17 protein-coding genes are annotated in these 20,110 nt (G+C 62.3%); 6 read left to right on the plus strand and 11 right to left on the minus strand.

Annotated features, from left to right (window positions below; all coding sequences use genetic code 11):
* Positions 1 to 10 precede the first annotated feature (10 nt).
* Positions 11 to 562, plus strand: coding sequence for an AraC family transcriptional regulator (locus DFO46_RS14205; RefSeq protein ID WP_120277737.1), 552 nt, complete (start codon positions 11 to 13; stop codon positions 560 to 562).
* Positions 563 to 890: 328 nt separating this feature from the next.
* Here DFO46_RS14205 and DFO46_RS14210 read toward each other — a convergent pair whose 3' ends face one another.
* Entirely contained in the window at positions 891 to 1,406 is a 516-nt protein-coding gene (locus DFO46_RS14210) for a DNA starvation/stationary phase protection protein (protein ID WP_120277738.1), read from the minus strand.
* Positions 1,407 to 1,922: 516 nt separating this feature from the next.
* On the opposite strand from DFO46_RS14210, the gene DFO46_RS14215 reads away from it, so the two are divergent.
* Positions 1,923 to 2,180, plus strand: a complete 258-nt coding sequence (locus DFO46_RS14215; protein WP_054158746.1) for a hypothetical protein — start codon at positions 1,923 to 1,925, stop codon at positions 2,178 to 2,180.
* Positions 2,181 to 2,996: 816 nt separating this feature from the next.
* Here DFO46_RS14215 and DFO46_RS14220 read toward each other — a convergent pair.
* The 5 genes from DFO46_RS14220 to DFO46_RS14240 all read right to left on the minus strand — a co-directional run bounded on the left by DFO46_RS14220 (position 2,997) and on the right by DFO46_RS14240 (position 9,310).
* On the minus strand, positions 2,997 to 3,800 hold the full coding sequence (locus tag DFO46_RS14220) for an inositol monophosphatase family protein (RefSeq protein WP_110789833.1): 804 nt from the start codon (positions 3,798 to 3,800) through the stop codon (positions 2,997 to 2,999).
* A 32-nt stretch (positions 3,801 to 3,832) separates the two neighbouring features.
* The gene (locus DFO46_RS14225) at positions 3,833 to 4,891 is read right to left on the minus strand and encodes an ABC transporter ATP-binding protein (protein ID WP_120277739.1); all 1,059 of its coding nucleotides are present in this window, start codon (positions 4,889 to 4,891) and stop codon (positions 3,833 to 3,835) included.
* Entirely contained in the window at positions 4,888 to 7,119 is a 2,232-nt protein-coding gene (locus DFO46_RS14230; RefSeq protein ID WP_120277740.1) for an iron ABC transporter permease, read from the minus strand. The genes DFO46_RS14225 and DFO46_RS14230 overlap by 4 nt, the downstream gene beginning before the upstream one ends.
* Before the next feature lie 73 nt (positions 7,120 to 7,192).
* Entirely contained in the window at positions 7,193 to 8,218 is a 1,026-nt protein-coding gene (locus DFO46_RS14235) for an ABC transporter substrate-binding protein (protein WP_120277741.1), read from the minus strand.
* A gap of 105 nt (positions 8,219 to 8,323) precedes the next feature.
* Positions 8,324 to 9,310, minus strand: coding sequence for an ABC transporter substrate-binding protein (locus DFO46_RS14240; protein WP_183041939.1), 987 nt, complete (start codon positions 9,308 to 9,310; stop codon positions 8,324 to 8,326).
* Between the two features lie 248 nt (positions 9,311 to 9,558).
* Here DFO46_RS14240 and DFO46_RS14245 point away from each other — a divergent pair, with 248 nt between their 5' ends.
* On the plus strand, positions 9,559 to 10,299 hold the full coding sequence (locus tag DFO46_RS14245) for a response regulator transcription factor (RefSeq protein ID WP_120277743.1): 741 nt from the start codon (positions 9,559 to 9,561) through the stop codon (positions 10,297 to 10,299).
* Complete coding sequence (locus DFO46_RS14250) at positions 10,296 to 12,419, plus strand: ATP-binding protein (protein WP_120277744.1); 2,124 nt, start codon at positions 10,296 to 10,298, stop codon at positions 12,417 to 12,419. The genes DFO46_RS14245 and DFO46_RS14250 overlap by 4 nt, the downstream gene beginning before the upstream one ends.
* Positions 12,420 to 12,735: 316 nt before the next feature.
* On the opposite strand, the gene DFO46_RS14255 is transcribed toward DFO46_RS14250, so the two are convergent.
* From DFO46_RS14255 to DFO46_RS14275, 5 genes are all read right to left on the minus strand, one after another.
* Positions 12,736 to 13,521, minus strand: a complete 786-nt coding sequence (locus DFO46_RS14255; RefSeq protein WP_120277745.1) for an SDR family oxidoreductase — start codon at positions 13,519 to 13,521, stop codon at positions 12,736 to 12,738.
* A gap of 52 nt (positions 13,522 to 13,573) precedes the next feature.
* A complete protein-coding gene (locus tag DFO46_RS14260) occupies positions 13,574 to 14,524 on the minus strand; it encodes a sugar-binding transcriptional regulator (RefSeq protein ID WP_110789840.1) in 951 nt (316 codons plus the stop codon).
* 22 nt (positions 14,525 to 14,546) lie between these two features.
* Positions 14,547 to 16,016 carry an FGGY-family carbohydrate kinase gene (locus DFO46_RS14265; RefSeq protein ID WP_120277746.1) on the minus strand — a complete coding sequence of 490 codons (1,470 nt, stop codon included), beginning with the start codon at positions 16,014 to 16,016 and terminating at the stop codon, positions 14,547 to 14,549.
* Between the two features lie 70 nt (positions 16,017 to 16,086).
* Complete coding sequence (locus tag DFO46_RS14270) at positions 16,087 to 17,055, minus strand: transketolase family protein (RefSeq protein ID WP_120277747.1); 969 nt, start codon at positions 17,053 to 17,055, stop codon at positions 16,087 to 16,089.
* Positions 17,055 to 17,864 carry a transketolase gene (locus tag DFO46_RS14275; protein WP_183041900.1) on the minus strand — a complete coding sequence of 270 codons (810 nt, stop codon included), beginning with the start codon at positions 17,862 to 17,864 and terminating at the stop codon, positions 17,055 to 17,057. Before DFO46_RS14275 ends, DFO46_RS14270 begins: the two co-directional genes overlap by 1 nt.
* Before the next feature lie 202 nt (positions 17,865 to 18,066).
* On the opposite strand from DFO46_RS14275, the gene DFO46_RS14280 reads away from it, so the two are divergent.
* Together DFO46_RS14280 and DFO46_RS14285 are read left to right on the plus strand one after the other, a co-directional pair.
* Positions 18,067 to 19,041 (plus strand): ABC transporter permease, encoded by a 975-nt coding sequence (locus DFO46_RS14280; RefSeq protein ID WP_110789843.1) that lies wholly within the window; start codon positions 18,067 to 18,069, stop codon positions 19,039 to 19,041.
* A 118-nt stretch (positions 19,042 to 19,159) separates the two neighbouring features.
* Positions 19,160 to 20,095, plus strand: a complete 936-nt coding sequence (locus tag DFO46_RS14285; protein WP_110789844.1) for a substrate-binding domain-containing protein — start codon at positions 19,160 to 19,162, stop codon at positions 20,093 to 20,095.
* Positions 20,096 to 20,110: the final 15 nt, after the last annotated feature.

Here is a 20,110-nt window from a genome sequence, read left to right on the forward strand (position 1 = left end):
GGGGATCGTCATGTCAGCACTTCCTTTCCAGATCGACGACAGCCTTCACCGGGCGCCTATCAGCGCTATCTCACTGACGTCGCAACACCACCAGCTCAGCCGCCTGCTTGCCCATGCCATGTCCCTCGTCGAGCAAAACGAGGACACCGCAATGGACCTTATCCGGAAAGCGTCGGCCCTTGTTGGCAGTCCTGACTTGTTAGAGACCCCAGAGCCCTCCACGCGCGGCGGGTTGGCTCCATGGCAGGTCGGCCGGGTCAAGCGGCATATCGACAAGGAGCTTGCCGGACGCATCAATATCGATGAGCTGGCCCAGATCACACGGCTCAGCACCAGCTATTTCTCTGCCGCCTTTCGTGCCAGCTTCGGGACATCACCGCACGATTATATCTGCCGGCGGCGCATTGGTCATGCCAAGCAGTTGATGCTCACCACCGATACGCCGCTGTGCGAAATCGCGCTTGATTGCGGCTTTGCCGACCAGTCGCATCTCTGCCGCGTCTTTCGTCGCGTCACAGGCCAGACGCCCGCCGCCTGGCGGCGCAGCAGGCGGATCGCCTAAACACAGCTTCCGCTCTGCCGGTATCGCTTATCCTGTTGCACGCGGTCCCGCGTGCGACGACGCCATGATCCTTCAGTGTGACGAGGGCGCCTTCCGCCCCGATCGCGCGCTTTGTGCGCGATGCCGCGAGCCGGCAAAACCTCACCATCCAAAAATCTCCAAGCCTTGCCCGCAGTGGAGCTTGCCGCAGTGTCTGGCTGCGGTCTCTGCTGTTCGGCGTGATGATGCTGATCGGCGCATAGAACAACGGGACCGAAGCCGTTCCTGGCCCGGTCCCGTTCTTGATCGCTGGCTGTGAGCCTGAACGCACTCGGTTCCGATGCGCTCCTTACGTGTTGCGGCAGATCTCGAAGAGGAACCAGACACGCTGCTCGCCCTCGTCGATCCACTGTTCAAGCAGGCTGGTTGAGGCAACATCGCCATGCTCGGCACAGAGACCATGCGTCTGGCGGGCAAAGGACACGAAACGCTCGTTGTCGTCTCGGAGCTCGGCCAGCATATCCTGCGGTGTCACATAGGCCGCATCGTTGTCGAGCAACCGCTGGAGCCTGGCGATATGGCCGCTGGAGCGGATTGTCGTGCCGCCGAGTTTGCGGACCCGCTCGGCGATCGCATCGGTCATCGCGAAGATCTGGCCCGCCTGCTCATCGAGAAGCAGGTGATAATCGCGGAAGGACGGCCCACTCATGTGCCAGTGGAAGTTCTTGGTCTTGAAATAGAGGGCGAAGGTATCGGCAAGCAGGCCGGTGAGCGCTGCGGATATATCCTTCACCGCTTCGGGCGGGAATCGGGACGGTGTGGTGAGTGCGGCCTTGCGGCGCGCCTCGACTGCGAGAGGCTCCATGGGTCATCTCCTGTTGGCCATGCGGTGGATGCTGGCTCTCCGACAGACGCCTCCGGCGTCGGCCCGGCCCGCACGGCAAGTCTACGCTTCCACCTGAAACCCGCCCATCAGCCGCTGGTATGCTCGCCCCTATACATCCGGATAACGCGGGATGGCTGGCACGTGCCGCCCGCTGGCAATCGCAATTGGGCAGCGCTCGGGATCCGAGCTGATTTTACCAACGTTTCGGTATGCGGCCCTGCCCGATCAATGCCTTGACCCAAACCTTCGGTCATGTCCGGCCATGCCTTCGGCACGGCTGCGGCATACCAATGTTGGTGGCGAACGAACTCAGGTTCAATGGAACCTCATCCCCCTCACTGTCACTCTGAACTGGCTGATCAACAACGCAGTCCTCTCTCCCGGATGCGAGATCAGCGCCCTACCAGGCCTCCCGCCAGAGACCTGTCTTGAAGCAGCAGTCCGATGAAACCGGCCGAAGATCGGCCCTCACTCAACCCTTGAAGGAACACGACCATGAAGACCATTCTTACCGCCCTCTCCGCCGCCCTGATCTCGTTCGCAGCCGGCACGGCCGCTTTCGCCAGCGTCCAGCCGATCCCGGGCTCGATCACCTACGACAACAGCGATGTCATGCTCGAAAAGGCCCCCGCCGGCTCGACCTTCTTCCACACCTTCTCCAACGGTGACGGTCGCGATGTCCGCGAGATCTACAAGGTGAACGCCGACAAGTCGGTAACCCTCGTCAACCGCACGATCTCGAACGCTTCCTGACACCAAGCGCACCACAGACCAGGTCGGCCGAGAGCAAGCTCGGCCGATCCGGCTGACCTCAGTTCATCCCAATTGGCTGCCGGCTTGGCGCCGCAGCAAAAAGCCATGCAAAGGAGCGAAACGATGCGAACCATAGTTCTGGCAGTTGCAGCAGCATGCGTTAGTGTGATCGGTGCGCTGGCAAGCCTACCGCCGGCCGAACAGCTGCGCCGGGGCGAACTGCTATGGTCAGAGGAAGGCGATGCAGAGAAAGGCTCCGCGCCACTGTGCTCCCTACCAAAGCCCGCACCCAACATCGCTATGCCGACTATCGACATATACAAGTCCAGCAGGCTGCAGCCGACGCATGGCCCAAATTGGCAGGCGTTCTAGCCACATCAATGGAAAGTATCCACTTACGCCTGCCGTTGCCGTCGAAGGAAACAATGTCCAAGCAGCAGTTCCAGGAGCTCTTCGAACATGCGCGCGAGAAGGAAGTCGATCGGCTGAAAAAGATCGGCAACTCTGCGGCCTCACCTATCGGCTGAAAAACGGCGTGCCAGCGTCCCACGTCAAAACCAAGGGAACTCACCACCGCCCGTAGCGCAGGTTTGAAGCCGGCATCCATGGACTGATCTACCAGTTCGAGATCGAATATACGGCTGTTCAACGCCAATGCGCAGCGTCCAAGCTCTTCGAGGGCCGCGCGGCGGCTTCGGCTCGATGCCGTTGAGCGGAGCCGGCCCCGGCCCCGCTTCAATCCGCGCAGGGCCGAGTTCACGTTCTCACGGATATGCGCGCGCGGGTCCGCAATTTGTCATCGGGACCTTGGTCCCGTCACAGATTGCTCATGTGAAGCTGTAGGAGTTCGTCATAGCAAGACGGGTTCGCCGCAAGCACCGGGTGCCCGTTGAGGAATTCGGCTCCCGCTCCCGGGAAGTGAAGGTTCTTGCCGCCAGCCTCGCGGACCAGGCAGAAACCCGCCATGCAGTCCCAGGCACGCATATGCGGCTCGTAGTACCCAACCAGGCGGCCAGCCGCGACATAGGCCAGCATCAACGCCCCTGAACCATTGCGGATAAAATTTCCGCCCTGCGCCATGAGGCCGGCGATGATCGCACCGACGCGTTCGGGGGTGACGTAGTTGTTGCAGCCGATCCCGGTCATCGCGTTCTGGAGATTGCGGCTGGGATCGAGGCGCAGGGGCTTGTCGTTCAGCGTCGCACCGAAGCCATGGGCAGAGGCATAGAGCTCATCCGAGCAGGGCACATGGATCACGCCAACAACCGGTTCGCCACCGCGCACGATTGCGACCGAGACACACCAGGTCGGCATGCCGTTGACAAAGGGCGCCGTGCCGTCGATCGGATCCACGACCCAGGTGAAACCCGAGCTGCCCTCGTCATGGCCGAACTCCTCGCCCAGGAAACCGTCATTCGCATAGATTTCGGCGACCCGCTCCTTCAGGAAGGTCTCGACATTGCGATCGGCGATCGAGACCACATCCTGCAGGTCGCGCTTCGTCTCGATCACCAGGGTGTCGCGCCGATTGAAATAGTCGAGCGCCATGGCGCCCGCTTCGGCGGCAAGTGTCTTGGCAAGCGCAAAACGTGCGGCGATGGACGTATCGTTGACTGTCATTCTCTTCTTCCTTGATCTTTCTGTGCAGGCTCTCAGCCGCTGATGACGGCAATGCCACGGTTCTTGAACGCCAGTGTGACGTCGCTTGCGGCGGCATGGGCATGATCGACATCATGGTCGATGACGAAGAGCGTCCCGACATCGGTCTCGACTTCATATTCGACATGACCGCCGAGGTAGGCGGAGTGCAGGACGCGGCCTTTCAATCCCTCCGCGCCCGCAGCACCGATCCGGATGGCACCGGGTCTGACAGCCAGCTTGGCGGGACCCCGCCCTGCCCCGGAGCGCAGGCGATGTTCGACATTGCTGACCCGGACCAGCACCTCGCCGGCATCCGATTGCAGCACCTCGCAAGGCAGTACGTTCGCCTCCCCCATGAAGTCTGCGATGAATGGCGAGGCCGGCGCCTCGTAGATCTCGCGCGGCGCACCCGACTGGGCAATCTCGCCGTCCTTCATCACGATGATCCGGTCGGAGACGGCCAGAGCCTCATCTTGGTCATGGGTGACATAGACGGCGGTAAAGCCCAGACGCTGCTGGAGATCACGGATTTCCGTGCGGACGCGGCGACGCAAGCGCGCATCGAGGTTCGAAAGCGGTTCGTCGAGAAGCAGGACCTGCGGCTCGAGCACCAGCGCCCGCGCCACGGCAACGCGTTGCTGCTGCCCGCCGGAGAGTTCAGCCGGCAAGCGGTGTCCCATGCCGGCGAGACCGACGAGCTTCAGACCCTCTTCTGCCTTCTCGCGCGCGTCCTTTTTACCCAGCCCGGAAGATTGCAGGCCGTAGGCGACATTCTCGAGAGACGTCATATGCGGAAAAAGCGCGTAGGACTGGAAGACCATCGAGACGTCGCGTTCGTTGGCCGGCAGCATGGTCACATCCTTGCCACCGATCAGGATCTTTCCCGACGTCGGATGTTCGAGCCCGGCCAGCATGCGCAGTGTCGTCGTCTTGCCGCAGCCGGAAGGCCCAAGCAGGGTCACCAAGGTGCCGGGTTCAATGGTGAGCGAAAGATCATGGATGGCGGTGAAGGCGCCGAAGGTCTTGCGGACATTCTGGAAAGTAACGGATCCGGCTTTGACGGTGATCATGCGGTTTTCTCCTGACCGAGAGGAACGGGACTGTTGCTGCCGAGACCGGCAACACGATTTTCGCGGCGCAGCTTGCGTTCGCCGACAAGGAGCTGGAAGCCGGCGATGACGGTGATCATCACGAGGATCAGCATCGAGGAGTAGGCGATCGCCACGCCGTATTCGCCGTTTTCGACAAGGCCGACGATGTAGGAGGTCGCCATGTTGTGTTCGGCGCTGACGAGGAAGATGACGGCGCTGATGGAGGTGATGGCGCGGACGAAGGAGTAGACCAGCGCCGCCGTAATCGCCGGCCGCAGCAGCGGCAGGATGATCTTGCGCACCGTTCGGAAGCTGTCCGCTCTGAGCGTCAGCGAGGCTTCGTCGAGGCTCTTGTCGAGCTGGCTCATCGCCGCGATCCCACCACGCACGCCGACCGGCATGTTGCGGAAGACGAAGCAGGCAATGAGGATCAGGGCCGAGCCGGTCATTTCGAGCGGTGGCAGGTTGAAGGCCATGATGTAGCTGACGCCGATGACCGTGCCGGGAATGGCGAAGCTCATCATCAGGGCGAACTCGAACAGGTTCCGACCGGCAAACTTCTGCCTGACAATGATGTAGGCGGTGAGCAAGCCGACGGCAGCGGTGAGCGGCGCGGAGATGAGCGAGATCTCCATCGTCGTCCAGAAGGAATTCCAGGCGACACCCGTCCAGGCGATCGAGCCGTTCTCAAAGCTCACGGAGAAGGCGCGTGCGTAGTGGCTGAGCGTCAGCGTGTTGTCGAGGCCCCAGGTGGTGACGAAGCCGCCCACGAGGATCATGCCGTAAACGACGACGGTGAAGATCATCCACGGAATGACGATGGCATGCACGCCGATGGAGATGCCGCGCGGCAAGGCGATATGCGCACCACTGTCACCCTTGCCGGTAACGGTCGCAAAGTTCTTGCCGGAGAGCCAGACGCGCTGGGCAAGGAAGGCCGACAGCGTGAAGAAGAGCAGCACAAGCGCGAGCACGGCGGCCCGCGAAGGATCGTTCTGCGAGCCGACGACGGCGAAGAAGATTTCGGTCGAGAGCACGCCATTGCTGCCGCCGAGCACCAGCGGATTGCCGAAATCGGCCATGCTTTCGATGAAACCGATGAGGAATGCATTGGCAAGACCCGGCTTCATCAGCGGCAGCGACACGCGCCAGAAGGTGCGCCAGCGATCGGCGCGCAGCGTCTGTGACGCCTCTTCCATCGATGGACTGACGCCCTCGACGACGCCGATCAGCACGAGGAAGGAGATGGGTGTGAAGGACAGGACCTGCGCAATCCAGATGCCGGTCAGGCCATATAGCCAGCGACCGGGCTCGATGCCGAACAGGCTGGACAGTGTCTCGGTGACGACGCCGGCGCGACCGAACAGCAGAACGAGCGCGAGACCGATGACGAAAGGCGGCGTGATGATCGGCAGGACAGTGAGAAGGCGCAGGCCCTTCTTGAAGGGGAAGCGGGTGCGGGTGGCGACCAGCGCGAAGGCGAGACCCAGCAGAGTGGAGGCGGATGCCGTCATGATGGCAAGCGTGAACGTGCGCCAGGCAACGCCGCAGCGGCCGTCGCCGATCACGCAGCTCAGGCTCCAGATGCTCGGATCCTGAAGATTGCGGATGAAGCCATCGGGCTTGAACGAACCGTCGAAATCCTGCACCGCAGCGACAAGCATGCTGCCGATCGGGTAGAACACAAAAACGAAGACGAGGAAGACCAGCATCGAAATCGAGCCGACCACGAATGCATCGCCCTTCATCACACCGCGCTCGACGAGGCCAAAGGCGAACATCAGAACGAAGGAGATCGCCAGGCAGATGGCGCCGGCGCCCATGGCGGGCTGTCCGTCGGAGAGCGCTCCGAAGAGGCTCTCACTGAGCCCCCAGGTCCAGCCCGAAAACCCGATCGCCACCCCCTGCAGGCAGAGATAGACGAGACCCGCCGCGCCAGACGCCGCAAAAAACGCGCCGCGCCGCATCGGGTCCGCCATGAACCGCGCGGCGACGCCGAGGCCGAAGAAGACGACAACACCGAGCAGCCAGAGGCGACCATGGGCGAAGAGCTGCAAGATCCCTGGCGCGGGTTCCGCGGAAAACGGAAACTCGCCCAGCCAGTTCAGACCGAAAAAGCCGGACTCCTGCCGATACCAGGGGAGCAGAAGGAAGGAGGCTGCGCCAAACGCCAGCAACAGGTCCAGTCTGCGGTTGCCATGTCTCATGGTCGACCTCATTGGGAATGCAAAGATGAGAGGAGGCCGGCAGTCTCAGACCGCCGGCCGGAAGGAAGCAGCGTCAGTTCGCGACGGCGCCGATTTCACGATCCCAGCGCTCGAGCAGCGCCTTGCGCTTTTCCGGATCGCCATAGGTCTTGAAGTCGTAGTCGATCAGCTTGATGTCCTCGAACCGCGGCGCTTCCTTCGGAATTTCGGCGCTCTTGTTGGAGGGCAGCTGGAAGGACTTGGCATCCTTCATGCGAGACTGGACTTCCGGCTTCAAGGACCAGTCGTACCAGGTCTTGGCGTTCTCCATGTTGCGGGCGCCCTTGACGATCGACATGGAGCCGATCTCGTAGCCTGTCCCTTCGCAGGGGGCGATCGACTTGACGGGGAAGCCTTCGGCGGTCTGGGCGACGGCATCATGCATGAAGACGATGCCGAGGCCGGTCTCGCCGCGGGCGGCGGCCTTCACCGGTGCGGAACCGGACTTGGTGTATTGCGAGACGTTGGCATTGAGTGCCTTCAGATACTCGAATGCCTTGTCTTCGCCCATGATCTGCACCAGCGAGGCAAGCGCCGTATAGGCGGTACCAGAGGAATTCGGGTTGGCGATCTGGATTTCGCCCTTCAGTTCCGGTGCCAGAAGGTCGGCCCAGCAGACCGGCTCCTTGTAACCCTTCTGCTTGAAGATATCGGTGTTGTAACCCCAGCCGAGTGCACCGGCATAGACGCCAACGGTTCTGAAGCCTGAGCTTTCGGCCTGGTTCTTCGCCCAATCCTGCAACTGCTCCAGCATCGGCGATTTGTATTCTTCCGTCAGCCCCTCGGACGCGGCCTGAAGATGGGGGTCGCCGGTGCCTGCCCACCAAAGGTCAGTCTTCGGATTGCGGGCTTCGGCGCGGATCTTGGCATAAGCCTCGCCCGACGACATGCGCACCATGTTGACCTTGATATCATGGTCCTTCTCGAAGTCGCTCTTCATCTGCTCGCAGATGACGACGTCTGCCGCGCAGATGAGATTGAGGTCGCCGGCGGCGAGCGCCGAGCCTGCACCAAGGCTCGTCGTGGCGAGAAAAAGGGTGGAAAGCACTGTCAGTCGCATGGGTATCCTCCTGTTGATTGCGTCTGATGGATCGGGGAATCTGGACAAGCCTTCGGCGGCAGCGCCGGTGAGACGCAGTGTCAGGCAAGGTCCGGTCGTGAAAGATCAGTTCGTCGGGTTGATCTCGCTGTCGAAGCGGCTCAAGAGCCGACTTCGCTGTTCGGGTGAACCGAAGGTGGCGAAATCATAGTCCACCATCTTGATCATCGAGATGTCGGGAGCGGCTGTCGGCAGCATGGCTCTGGCGTTGGATGGCACCTGATTCTGGCCTGCCGCTGCGCCGGTTGCCTGTCCTTCGGGGCTCAGCGCAAAATCGACGAACCGACGCGCTTCCTCCAGATTGCGGCTGCCCTTAACGATGCTTACCGCTCCGATTTCATAACCGGTGCCCTCGCAAGGCGCGACGATCACGAGAGGAGCTCCCGCCTCCTTCTGGGTGACGGCGTCGTGCATGAAAGAGATGCCGATGGTGATCTCTCCCCGGCCCGCGGCCTTGACCGGCTCGGCACCGGCCTTGGTGTATTCGGTGATATTCCGGCCGAGCTCCCGCATATAGGCAAAAGCCTCGTCTTCGCCGAGGAGCTGCACCAGTGTGACAAGGGTCGTGAACGCCGTGCCGGAGGAATGCGGATTACCGGACAGGATATGGCCGCGGTAGATCGGCTTGGCGAGATCCTTCCAGCAATTGGGCGCGGGCAACCCTGCAGCCGAGAGAAGCTCCTCGTTATACGCGAACCCGAGCGCGCCAGCATAGAGGCCGACCGACTTGCCGCCGGACAAAGAGAAGAAGTTTCGTGCCCACGGCAGGAGGTCTGCTTCGAGTTTCGGCCGGTAAGGCTCGAGCAACCCTTCATAGGCCGCCTGAAGATGCGTGACGCCAGTCCCTCCCCACCAGACATCAACTGTCGGCGCATTCTTTTCAGCCCGGACACGGTCGAGGATTTCGCCGGTGCTCATGCGGGGCATGTCGACCTCGAGGCCGGTCTTTGCCTCATAGGTCTTCTCCATGGCGGCGCACCAGACTTCGTCAACGCCGCAGAGAATGTTCAGCGCGACAGCTGCCCGGGACCCCGTAGCCGTGGCGAAGGTCACGAGTACCCCTACTCCGATGGCGGTCAATAACTTCACTGCGTCCTCCCTTGGAACCTCCCCGTTCCAATAGATGAAGCATGTCCGTATCGAGCAGGGCTGGCAACCGGAGAATGGTTACCGATCTTTCACGATGGTGAGCCCGTCAATTGCAGAGATTTCAATTATTACAATTGTGACTTTGGCGATAACCAGCAAGTCTTTGGTGATTTTGCCTTGCACGGTTATGATCCGGCCGGGAGGACTGCAACGTGTTGAACCAGAAGGTGAAAATTCTGATCGTCGAAGACGATCCGGATATGGCGGAGCTTATCTGTGACCTGATCGAGGCAGAGGGCTGGATACCGGTAACAGCCGTCTCGGCAGAATCGGCACAGGAGCGCTTGCAGCATGAGACGGTTCAACTGGTTCTGGTCGACCACAATCTGCCGGGGCTCTCAGGCCGGGCCTTCGCGCAGCGTTTGAGGGCGCAGACCGATGTCGGCATCGTCATGGTGACGGCCGCAGGGAGCGCGACCGATCGGGTGCTGGGGCTGGAGACGGCGGCCGACGACTATGTGGTCAAACCGTTCGAACCGAACGAGCTCACCGCACGGATCAAGGCGGTTCTCCGACGCACCCACCCGCAGCTGCGCCACGACAGGGAGAGCGAGCGCGAACAGACGCCGACGGCACTCAGGCTCGGCGAATGGGCCGTCGATCTCGCGCAGCGACGTGCCGTCTGCCTGGCCGATCCGACGAAGACGCTGACGGCAGCCGAATTCGCCTTGCTGGAAATCCTTGCGGAAACCCCGAACACGCCTGTCAGCCGCGCCCAAATTCTCGACCGGATGGGGGCCGACTCCGACCGTTTCGTCGATCGCAACGTCGATGTTCTGGTGCTGCGACTGAGACGCAAGATCGAGCGAAACCCGGACCTTCCCCGCCATATCCAGACCCGACGAGGCAAGGGATATGTGCTGCACACCGACGATGCTGGATCGTTGCCGTGATCAACCGCGCGTTCCTCTCTTCCATTGCCTTTCGATTGCCCTTCGCAATCGCCTTCATCTGCGTCTCCGTCCTGCTCCTCTCTACGGTCGCGATCTATGGTTTGCAGAGAGCACGCAGCGAAATGTCGGCCTACAGCGTCCAGGCCTTTTCGAGCCTCGCGAAAGCCTCGCTCGTGTCGAGACAAGTCTCCGATCTCGTTTCCAGCGCGCCGTTCCTGATGAATGCCACGTCTCCCTACCGTGTTTCGAGCGAAAGCCGCGCCGTCGTCGCGCAGGTGGAGACACTGCTGGAGACGATGGCACCGGATCAGCAGGGCGGGGCCATGCAAGGCGCTGGTGCACGCAGGATCATCGAACTCCTGGAAGATATCGAGGCGCAGACATTGGCCCTTGCGGCCAATGCTGATGCCGCCCAAGAACACAAGGCGGAAGCGGCCGTCGCGCTCGGAGAAATAGCCACGGCGCGCGCGATCCAGGATCAGGATCTTCGGCAGCGCCTGAATGGCATCGCGCAATCTGCATCGACATCGGACAGCCTCTTTCAGCTTGGCGAACTCCAACGCCGCTTCGTCGCCGAGACGACTGTGCGAATGCTGGTGCCAGGCCCCAACCTGCGGGTTTCTCCCGAACAGCTCGATCCATATCGAAGGATCTTCGAGGCACAGACACGTTACCTCTTGGAGATGTTCACCATCCGCGCTTCCGTCTCGCGCCTGCACACCGTGTCGCGCGACCTCTCACATGCAACAGAAACCCAGAGCGCCTTCGTTGCCAGCGCGCTCAATCAGAATCTCGAAGCCACCTCAAGCGCGCTGCGCCAGTTGCTTGTCATGATCGCGCTTGCGACCTTCGTCGTCGTCATCTTGGCGGTTCTATCCATCCGTTCCGTCATGCGCGTCTCCCACGGCATCGGCGACCTCTCGCGCGGCATGAATGCTCTGGCGCGCGGAGAGGAAAATGTAGGGCCGCCGGTCTATGGGGGGACTGAAACGGAACTGATCCGTTTGCTCGACGCCTTCCGCGCTTTCAAGGAGAGCGTAGATCGTGTGTCCCGCCTCAGACGCACGGCCGAAGCGGCTGCACGGACAATCCGGTCGACGTTCCGGACGATGAACGAAGGCATCGCCCTCTTCGATCCCGCAGGCCGGCCGATCACCATGAACCGCCGCATCATCGAATTGATGCGGCAGACAGGATCGTCTCGAAAAATGTCGCTGCGCCGTTTCGTCGGAACAGTTCCGGAGATCGATCCTCTGATCATGCCAACGGAAAACGAGAGAGGCTCGTTAGTTGAGCGTCAGGTGCTGCGCCACCGGTTTGTCGACGACCAGGTGGTCGAGATATCTGCATCACGGCAACCCGACGGCGGTGTGGTCCTGCTTGCCCGTGACGTGACAGCCATGGATCGCCAGGAGATGGAAGCGGCCCGCGCCCAGCGCCTGGACGTGGTGATGCGCATGACGCATCAGGTCAGCCACGAGGTCGGCAACATGATCGGCATCATCACCGGCAGCCTGGGTTTGCTTGAGCGCGAACCTGGTTTCACAGAACGGCAGAAGCGCCACCTCGGGCGGATCCGCAAGGCCGCAGAGCGTGGGCGGGCGCTCGCCTCCAGCATGCTGTCCGTCGGCAGCCAGCAGCAGATTCGCCCGGCATCGATCGAGGTTGCGACGATTCTTCAAGGCATGGCTGATGTCCTGGAAATGGCGATAGGCGCGCGCAATCGACTGGACCTTTACCTTGCAGCCAGTCTGCCAACCGTCAGCCTCGATCCTGCGCTGTTGGAGCAATCGATACTCAACCTTTGCCTCAACGCATCGGCGGCCATGCCGGACGGCGGAGTGGTGCGCGTTGAGGCGCGCGGGGAGGCCGACACGGTGACCATTGCGGTGATCGACCACGGTGTCGGCATGTCGCCTGAGGTCCTTGACCAGGCGATGGAACCCTATTTCACCACACGGTCGAAAACCGGAGGGTCCGGCCTCGGGCTCGCGATGGTCTACGGGTTCGTCCGCCAGTCTGGCGGCGAAGTCAGGATCACCTCCAGGCTGGGGGAAGGAACGCGCGTGGAGCTTTGTTTCCCTGCGGTGGAAGCTGCATATGAGGCCGCAACGGGCTGAACGGGGGCGGATCCGAGCGACCTTTCGAACGCCTGTCGCCCGCGCCATTCAACTCAGCATCACACAAATTGCACAACCACCAGCGGGCATCATTGCCGCTGACTTCCGGCCCGGACTGGCGATCTTCGCCATGGCCTTGTTCGTGGACGACAAGGACGATTGGCGAAGGTCTTCAAACGGAGAGCTGGCGCGACGCCGGCCATCTGCGACCGGCGCAGGCAGCACTCGGCATCCCATGCCCGAGACGGCGTCCGGCCTTTTGTCTGTTTTGGCCGAAGATTCCGGAAGCGTCAGCGTGTTGCGAACGCTGGGCGCATCACGACATGATCAGTCCGCCATCGACATTGATGGTCTGCCCGGTGATGTAGGCTGCATCGGACGAGGCCAGGAAGGCGACGAGAGCTGCGACTTCGGCGGGCGTCCCGGCGCGGCCCATCGGGATGCCTTCGACCCATTCGGCCATCAGCTCACCTGGGCCATAGTCACCCAGCATCTTGCCCCAGACGCGGTCGTTGTAGTCCCACATTTCGGTGTGGATGATGCCCGGGCAAATGGCGTTGACCGTGATGCCTTCCTTGGCCAGCTCCTTGGCAAGGCTCTGGGTCAGGCCGACGACGCCGAATTTGGATGCCGCATAGTGGGGCGTATAGACGAAGCCCTGGCGGGCCTGGCCGGATGCCGTGTTGATGAGGCGCCCCTTCGTGCCACTGGCCCGAAACCGCGCGATCGCCTCCTGGCAGCACAAGAAGACGCCCTTCGTGTTGACGTCGAGATTCAGATCCCATTCGCGTTCGCTCAGATCCTCGACCTTGGCGATAGTGATGACGCCGGCATTCTGGACAGAGACGCTGATCGAACCGAGGCGCGCTTCCGCCTCCCTGTAAGCCTCGCGGACGGCGGAGGCGTTCGTGACGTCGAGCTGCAGTCCGAGCACGTCTGCGCCCGTATCCTCAGCGAGCCGCCGGCCCACCTCGCCGGTATCGGCCTCGATTGCGGCAATCGCAACCTTGGCTCCCTCTTCGGCAAAACGGCGGGCAATTCCGAGGCCGATCCCCTTGTTGCCGCCCGTGACGAATACGGTCTGTCCGGAAAAACGCTGCATGGTCTACTCCTCCAATAGGCAGCCGATCCGACAGTCCGCTCCGCAATGGAGATCAGGCCGTCAGTCGCGCTGCGGTAAATTTGTCCGTGACGAGCACGTCGATGATGCCCATCCTGAGAGCGCCGGCAATGGCCTCCGTCTTCGATTCGCCACCCGCGAGGGCGATCACCCGGTCCGCCTTGCGCAGATCCTCGAGCGAAATTCCAATGACGCGCTCGTTGAGCGGGGTTTCCACCGGCTTGCCGTCTCGGTCGTAGAAGCGGAACGAGATTTCGCCGACGGCCCCCGCATCATGCAGCATCGCCATTTCCTGGCGCGAAAAGACGTTGCCGGAGCGGGCCAGGAGTTCGGACGGTTCGACGGCACCGATGCCGATGATCGCGAGCGTCAGGCGTCCGAAGAGATCCATGGTGCCGCGGACCACGGGGTCTGCGAGCATCACGAGCTTGGCTTCGCGTGAGGAGGTGATGCCCTGGACGAGCAGCAGGCGCGGCTCGCCGCCGGTCAGCTTGGCCAGTCGCGCGGTCAGCTGGGTGGCATGCGTCTGCACCGAAGCCTCGCCCATGCCGCCCAGGATCTGCACGATGTATTTGGCACGGCCGGTCTTCAGCGGATGAATGTTGTCGACCATGCGCAGGAGCGTCTGGCTCCAGCTGGACACACCGATGATCTCGTCCTGCTGCAGGGTCACTTCGACGAAATGGGCCGCCGCTTCGCCGATGCGCGCCATGATCGCGCCGTCGCGATCTTCCGAACAGTCGATGACGATCGCCTCGGTCAGGCCGTAACGTTCGCGAAGTGCGGTTTCGAGATCGGCGAAGGTCCCCGGCGGCGGAATGATCGTGGTGCGCACGATCCCCTCCATCTCGGCGCGTTTCAACATCCGGGACACGGTGGCCTGCGACATGTGCATGATCTCGGCGATCTCTGCCTGGCGCTTGCCCTCCGCGTGGTACATCTGCGCGACGCGGGCGATAAGTCGAAGCTCGTTGAGGCGTCCCATGGTCCCTCCGGTGGGTGAATTTTTATTCACCCATAGATGAAGTCACGGGAACGGTCGAGCGGAAGATTGCGTCCTGCCATGTGGCGAGACGCGATGCGGTATCGGATGAGCCGGGTTTCAAAACAGCGGTCTTACGCGGCAGGGCCCGGATGGCCTCCAGATCCGGCCACAGGCCAAGCGTCAGACCGGCGAGATAGGCGGCACCGAGGGCCGAGGCTTCTGCCGCGTCGCACTGGATGACAGGATGCGCAAGCATGTCGGCCACACACTGCATCAGGAACGCGTTCTTGCTTGGACCACCGTCGACGAAGAGCCGGCCGAGCGCGGTCGGCGACTGGGCGGCCATGGCCTTGAACACGTCGTGTACCTGGAAGGCAATCGAATCCGTGACGGCCCGGGCCATCTGTGCCCGCGTCGTGTTGAAGGTGATACCGGAGAAAAGCGCACGCGCATCCGCCTGCCAATAGGGCGCGCCGAGGCCGACAAAAGCCGGGACGAAGCCGGGCCCTTGCGGCTCGGCTGTCTCGGCGAGATCGATCAGGGCCTGGACGTCGGGCAGGCCGAGGATGTCCACCATCCAGGGCAACGAGGCGGCGGAGACGAGGATATTGCCCTCGAAGGCATAAGTCGGTTTCCCACCGAGCGACCAGGCAATCGTCGTGGTGATGCCGTTTTGCGGCGCAATGAAATGCGGCAGGGTCGTCATGATCGACGAGCCGGTCCCGAAGGTTACCTTGCCGTCGCCGGGAGCAAAGGCACCGTGGCCAAAGAGGGCCGCGTGGCTGTCGCCGATCGCGGCCGCTATCGGGATGCCGTCGGGCAAGCCGGGTACGCCCAGCGTCTCTCCGAAGCGGGAGGCACTGTCGCGGACCTCGGGGAGAAAGGCCTTCGGCACGCCGAAGAGATCGCAGAGTTCGTCGCTCCAGACCCTGGCATTCAAATCGAGAAGCTGGCTTCGTGCGGCGTTTGAGGCGTCGCAGGCATGCACCTTGCCGCCGGTGAAGCAATGAATGAGCCAGGAATCGATCGTGCCGAGGCGCAGCGGACGGCCGGACGGCGCACGGTCGAGCAGCCATTTCATCTTGGGTCCGGGGAACATCGGATCGATGGGCAGACCCGTCAATGCCTCGACCCGGCCGGAGTGACCTGATGCATTGAGCTCGGCGCAGACCGGCGCGCTACGACGGCATTGCCAGCTGACGACGGGTCCGAGCGGTTCTCCGGTCTCGCCATCCCAGATCGTCACGGATTCACGCTGGTTGGATATGGCGATCCCGGCGATGGTCACGGTCGGTGCGGCGGCCAGGCATGCTGCGATCGCCTCCAGCACGGACTGCCAGACACGCCTGGGATCCTGCTCGACCCAGCCCGGCTGCGGGTGCGAAATGCCGACGGGTGACGAGCCACGGGCAAGGATCTCACCGTCGGCCGAGACAAGCACGGCCTTCGAATTCGTGGTTCCCTGGTCAATGGCGAGGATGGCGGTGGTCATATCGGCTCCGGATGCTGAAAGATGCCGCCGCGACGTGATCGGCGGCATCCAGATGTGGGTTCTACAGCCGCTAGCTGCGGCCGCCCTTGCGCGCCAGCAGTTCCTCTGCCGCATTCGCCATGGCCTCCGGTGCCATGCCGAATTCGTCGAGCAGGAACTCGGCCGAGCCTGTTGGCGCGAAGATACCGGGCACACCGAGGATCTTCATCGGCACGGGCGCTTCCGCGACGACGACTTCCGCCACAGCGGAGCCCAGACCACCATAAACCGAATGCTCTTCGGCCGTCAGGATGGCACCTGTGTCACGTGCGGCGGCCACGATGCTGTCCACATCGATGGGACGCACGGTCGCCATGTTGAGGACGCGTGCTTCGATGCCGCGAGCGGACAGGATGGCAGCCGCCTTCATGGCACGATGCGTCAAGGTGCCGTTGGCGATCAGCGTCACGGCATCGCCGTCGCGCAGGAGATTGGCCTTGCCCGGTTCGAAGACATGGCCCGATGGCAGCAGGTCCGGCACGCCGACGCGCGACAGGCGGAGGAATACAGGGCCTTCGTAGCGGGCGGCCCATTCGACCGCGGCAGCCGTTTCAATGGAGTCGCAGGGTGCAATCACCGGCAGGTTGGGCAGCACCCGCATCCAGGCAAAATCCTCGATCGAGTGATGGGTCGGGCCGAGCTCGCCATAGGCCATGCCCGAGGAAATGCCGACGAGCTTCACATTGGCGTTCGAATAGGCGATGTCGGCCTTGACCTGTTCGAGCGAACGCCCGGTCAGGAAGCAGGATGCGCCGCAGACGAAGGGCAAGAGGCCGCCATTCGCAAGACCGGCACCGACGCCGACCATGTTCTGTTCGGCAATGCCGACATTGACCAGCCGCTCGGGCCATTTGGACTTGAAGCCGCCGAGCTTGGAGGAGCCGACGGAGTCGTTGCAGACGGCGACGATCTTGGAATTTTCGGCGCCCAGGCGCTCAAGCACCGAGACGAAGGCGTCGCGGCAGTCATGCAGTTTTTCGCTCATGGTCACGGCATTCATCACAGCACCTCCGAGAGTTCGGCCAGGGCGATCTTGTATTGTTCGGCATTCGGCACCTTGTGATGCCAATCCACCTTGTCCTGCATGAAGGAAATGCCATGGCCCTTGTTGGTGTGGGCGACGATGCAATGGGGGCGATCGGAACGATGCTGCAGGGCCGGAACGATTTCGGCCATGACGTTGCCGTTGATCTCCGTGACATCCCAGCCGAAGGCCTTCAGCTTGGAGCCGAAGGGCGCCAGGTTGTTCGTATCGCTGAGCGCCGCACCCTGCTGGAACCGGTTGTGATCGATGATCAGGGTCAGGTTGTCGAGACCAAACTGCGCGGCCGATGAAATCGCTTCCCAGTTGGAGCCTTCCTGCATCTCGCCGTCTCCGGTGAGCACATAGGTGTGATAGGCGGCGCCGGTCAACTTCGCAGCCTTCGCCATGCCGACCGAGACGGGCAGACCATGGCCGAGAGGTCCCGTGTTGGTTTCAACACCGGGGACCTTGTTGCAGTTCGGATGCCCGTTGAGGCGCGAATGGGGCTTCAGGAAGGTGGAGATCTCCTCTTCCGGGAAGAAGCCACGCTTGGCCAGCGTCACGTAGAAGGCCAGAGCCACATGGCCCTTCGACAGCACGAAACGGTCGCGTTCGGGATGCTTCGGCTGATCGGGCCAGATCCTCAGAACCTGAAAATACAGCGCCGTCAGGATGTCGATCGCCGACATCTCGCCACCAATGTGGCCAGCGCCCGCTTCGTAAACCGCCTGTACATCGCGAAGGCGTATCTGCCTCGCAATGCGGTCGAGATCATTCGGCTGCATGGAAACCTCGTTGTGAATAAATATACCGTCACTTATATAATTGCACGAGCGAAGCATGTGTCAAGCCATCTGTCGGGAATTAAATCTATCCGATGCGGCCATCTCGGCAGTTGACAGCCCCCAGAAGCCTGCGGTACGAATTTACACACAGCAATGAATATTTATGCCAACTCGACAGAGATGGTCAGAATGGGAGGATTGGATGTCGGTTTCTGCGACAGACCAGGAGCGAAGTGCGGGAGCGAGCGCTTTGTCGGCTTTGAAGGGGACGACCGGTCCATTGATCGGGCTCATCCTCTTGTGCATCTTCCTTTCGTTTGCCACCGACAAGTTCATGTCGGCGCGCAACCTGCTCAACATTCTCGACCAGATCACCGTCCTCGGGATCATGGCGGTCGGCATGACGATGGTGATCCTGATCGGCGGGATTGATCTTGCCGTCGGCTCGGTGCTGGCGCTCACGATGATGGTGATGGGCTATCTGGCCAATCAGGTGGGTCTGCCGCTGCCGGTTGGCATCCTGCTTGCGCTATGCGTTGCGGCCGCGACGGGGGCGATTTCCGGCCTGCTGATCACGGCGCTCGGCGTGCCCGCCTTCATTGCCACGCTTGCGATGATGTCGGTGGCGCGTGGCCTTGCGAACATGATCACGGACGGCCAGCAGATCGTCGGGTTCCCCTCCTGGTTCAGCCTGCTCGCCTACACGCGCTTCGGCGGGTTCCTGACGCTCACGGTGGCGGTCATGCTCGTGGTCTTCGTGCTCGGCTGGATCTATCTGCGCTACACCTCCGGCGGCCGCACGCTCTATGCAATCGGTGGTAACCAGGAGGTTGCCCGTCTCGCCGGGATCCAGGTCAATCTCTACACCGTCGGCGTCTATGTCATGTCCGGCCTGCTCGCCGGTCTTGCCGGCGTCGTGCTCGCCATGCGGCTGGACTCGGTCCAGCCGACCGCCGGTGTCTCCTATGAACTCGACACGATTGCGGCCGTCGTCATTGGCGGGACGAGTCTCAGCGGTGGCAAGGGCGGCATTCTCGGAACCATCATCGGCGTCCTCATCATCGGCGTCTTGCGCAACGGCCTGAACCTTCTCGGTGTCTCGCCCTTCACGCAGGCCGTCGTCATCGGCGTCGTCATTGCACTCGCAGTCGCCGCCGAAGCCATCAAACGGAAGTGACGCTTCGGGAGCGGATCAGTTTGGCGGCCTAGCCGCCAGTTCACCGCCGGGCGAATGCCAGGCAAAACTTCGGTCCTGCGATGGTAGCGGGGTCCCGAAACAACGGAGGAGATCTACCATGAAATTCAAGAGCATGCTTCTGGTCGCAGCAGCCCTGGCGACGACTGCCCTCAATCCGCTCGGCGCATCCGCCGAAGAAGTGAAGAAGATCGGGCTCGCCGTCTCGAACCTGCAGGCCGACTACTTCAACCAGATCAAGATCGGCGTTGAAGCCTATGCCAAGGAGAAGGGCATCGAGGTCATCACCGTCGACGCCAAGAACGACAGCGCGACCCAGGTCAGCCAGGTGCAGGACCTCTTGACGCAGGATATCGACGCCTTCATCTACATCCCGGCTGGTGCGGCCGCCGCCGCCGTTCCGACGCGTCTTGCCAAGGAAGCCGGCATCCCGGTCGTCAACGTTGACCGCAATGCCGACGAAGCGCCGGGCGACACCTTCATCGCCACCGACAATGCGACCTCGGCCTATGAAGTCTGCAAGCACATCATCGGCCTTGCCGGCGGCAAGGGCAAGATGATCATGATCCACGGCCAGAAGGGCACGACCCCGGAAGTCGAGCGCACCAAGGGCTGCATGAAGGCGATCGGTGAAAACTCGGGCGTCGAACTGGTCGCAGAACAGTGGAGCGAGCAGTGGTCGCAGGCCGAAGGCCTGAACATCGGCCAGAACCTGCTGCAGGCAAACCCTGATGTTTCGCTGATCTTCGCCCAGGCCGATGGTCTGGCCCTCGGCGCCGCTCAGGCGGTCAAGGTCTCCGGCGTTTCGCAGCGCGTTTACGTCGGCGGCTTCGACGGCGACACGACTGCGCTGCCGATCCTCGCAGAAGGCGGCTTCGACGCCACCGCAACCCAGCAGGTGCGCGGCATCGGCCGTCTGGCCGTGGACAGCGCGATCAAGCTTGCTGCCGGCGAAAAGCTCCCGGCCGAACAGCTGCTTCCGGGCTTCCTGACGACGCCGGAGAATGCTGCGAAGTTCGTCGCCGAGCATCCCTGATCCCATCCGGAAGAC

The organism is Rhizobium sp. AG855 (assembly GCF_003610655.1).
Classification (GTDB): Bacteria; Pseudomonadota; Alphaproteobacteria; order Rhizobiales; family Rhizobiaceae; genus Allorhizobium; species Allorhizobium wuzhouense.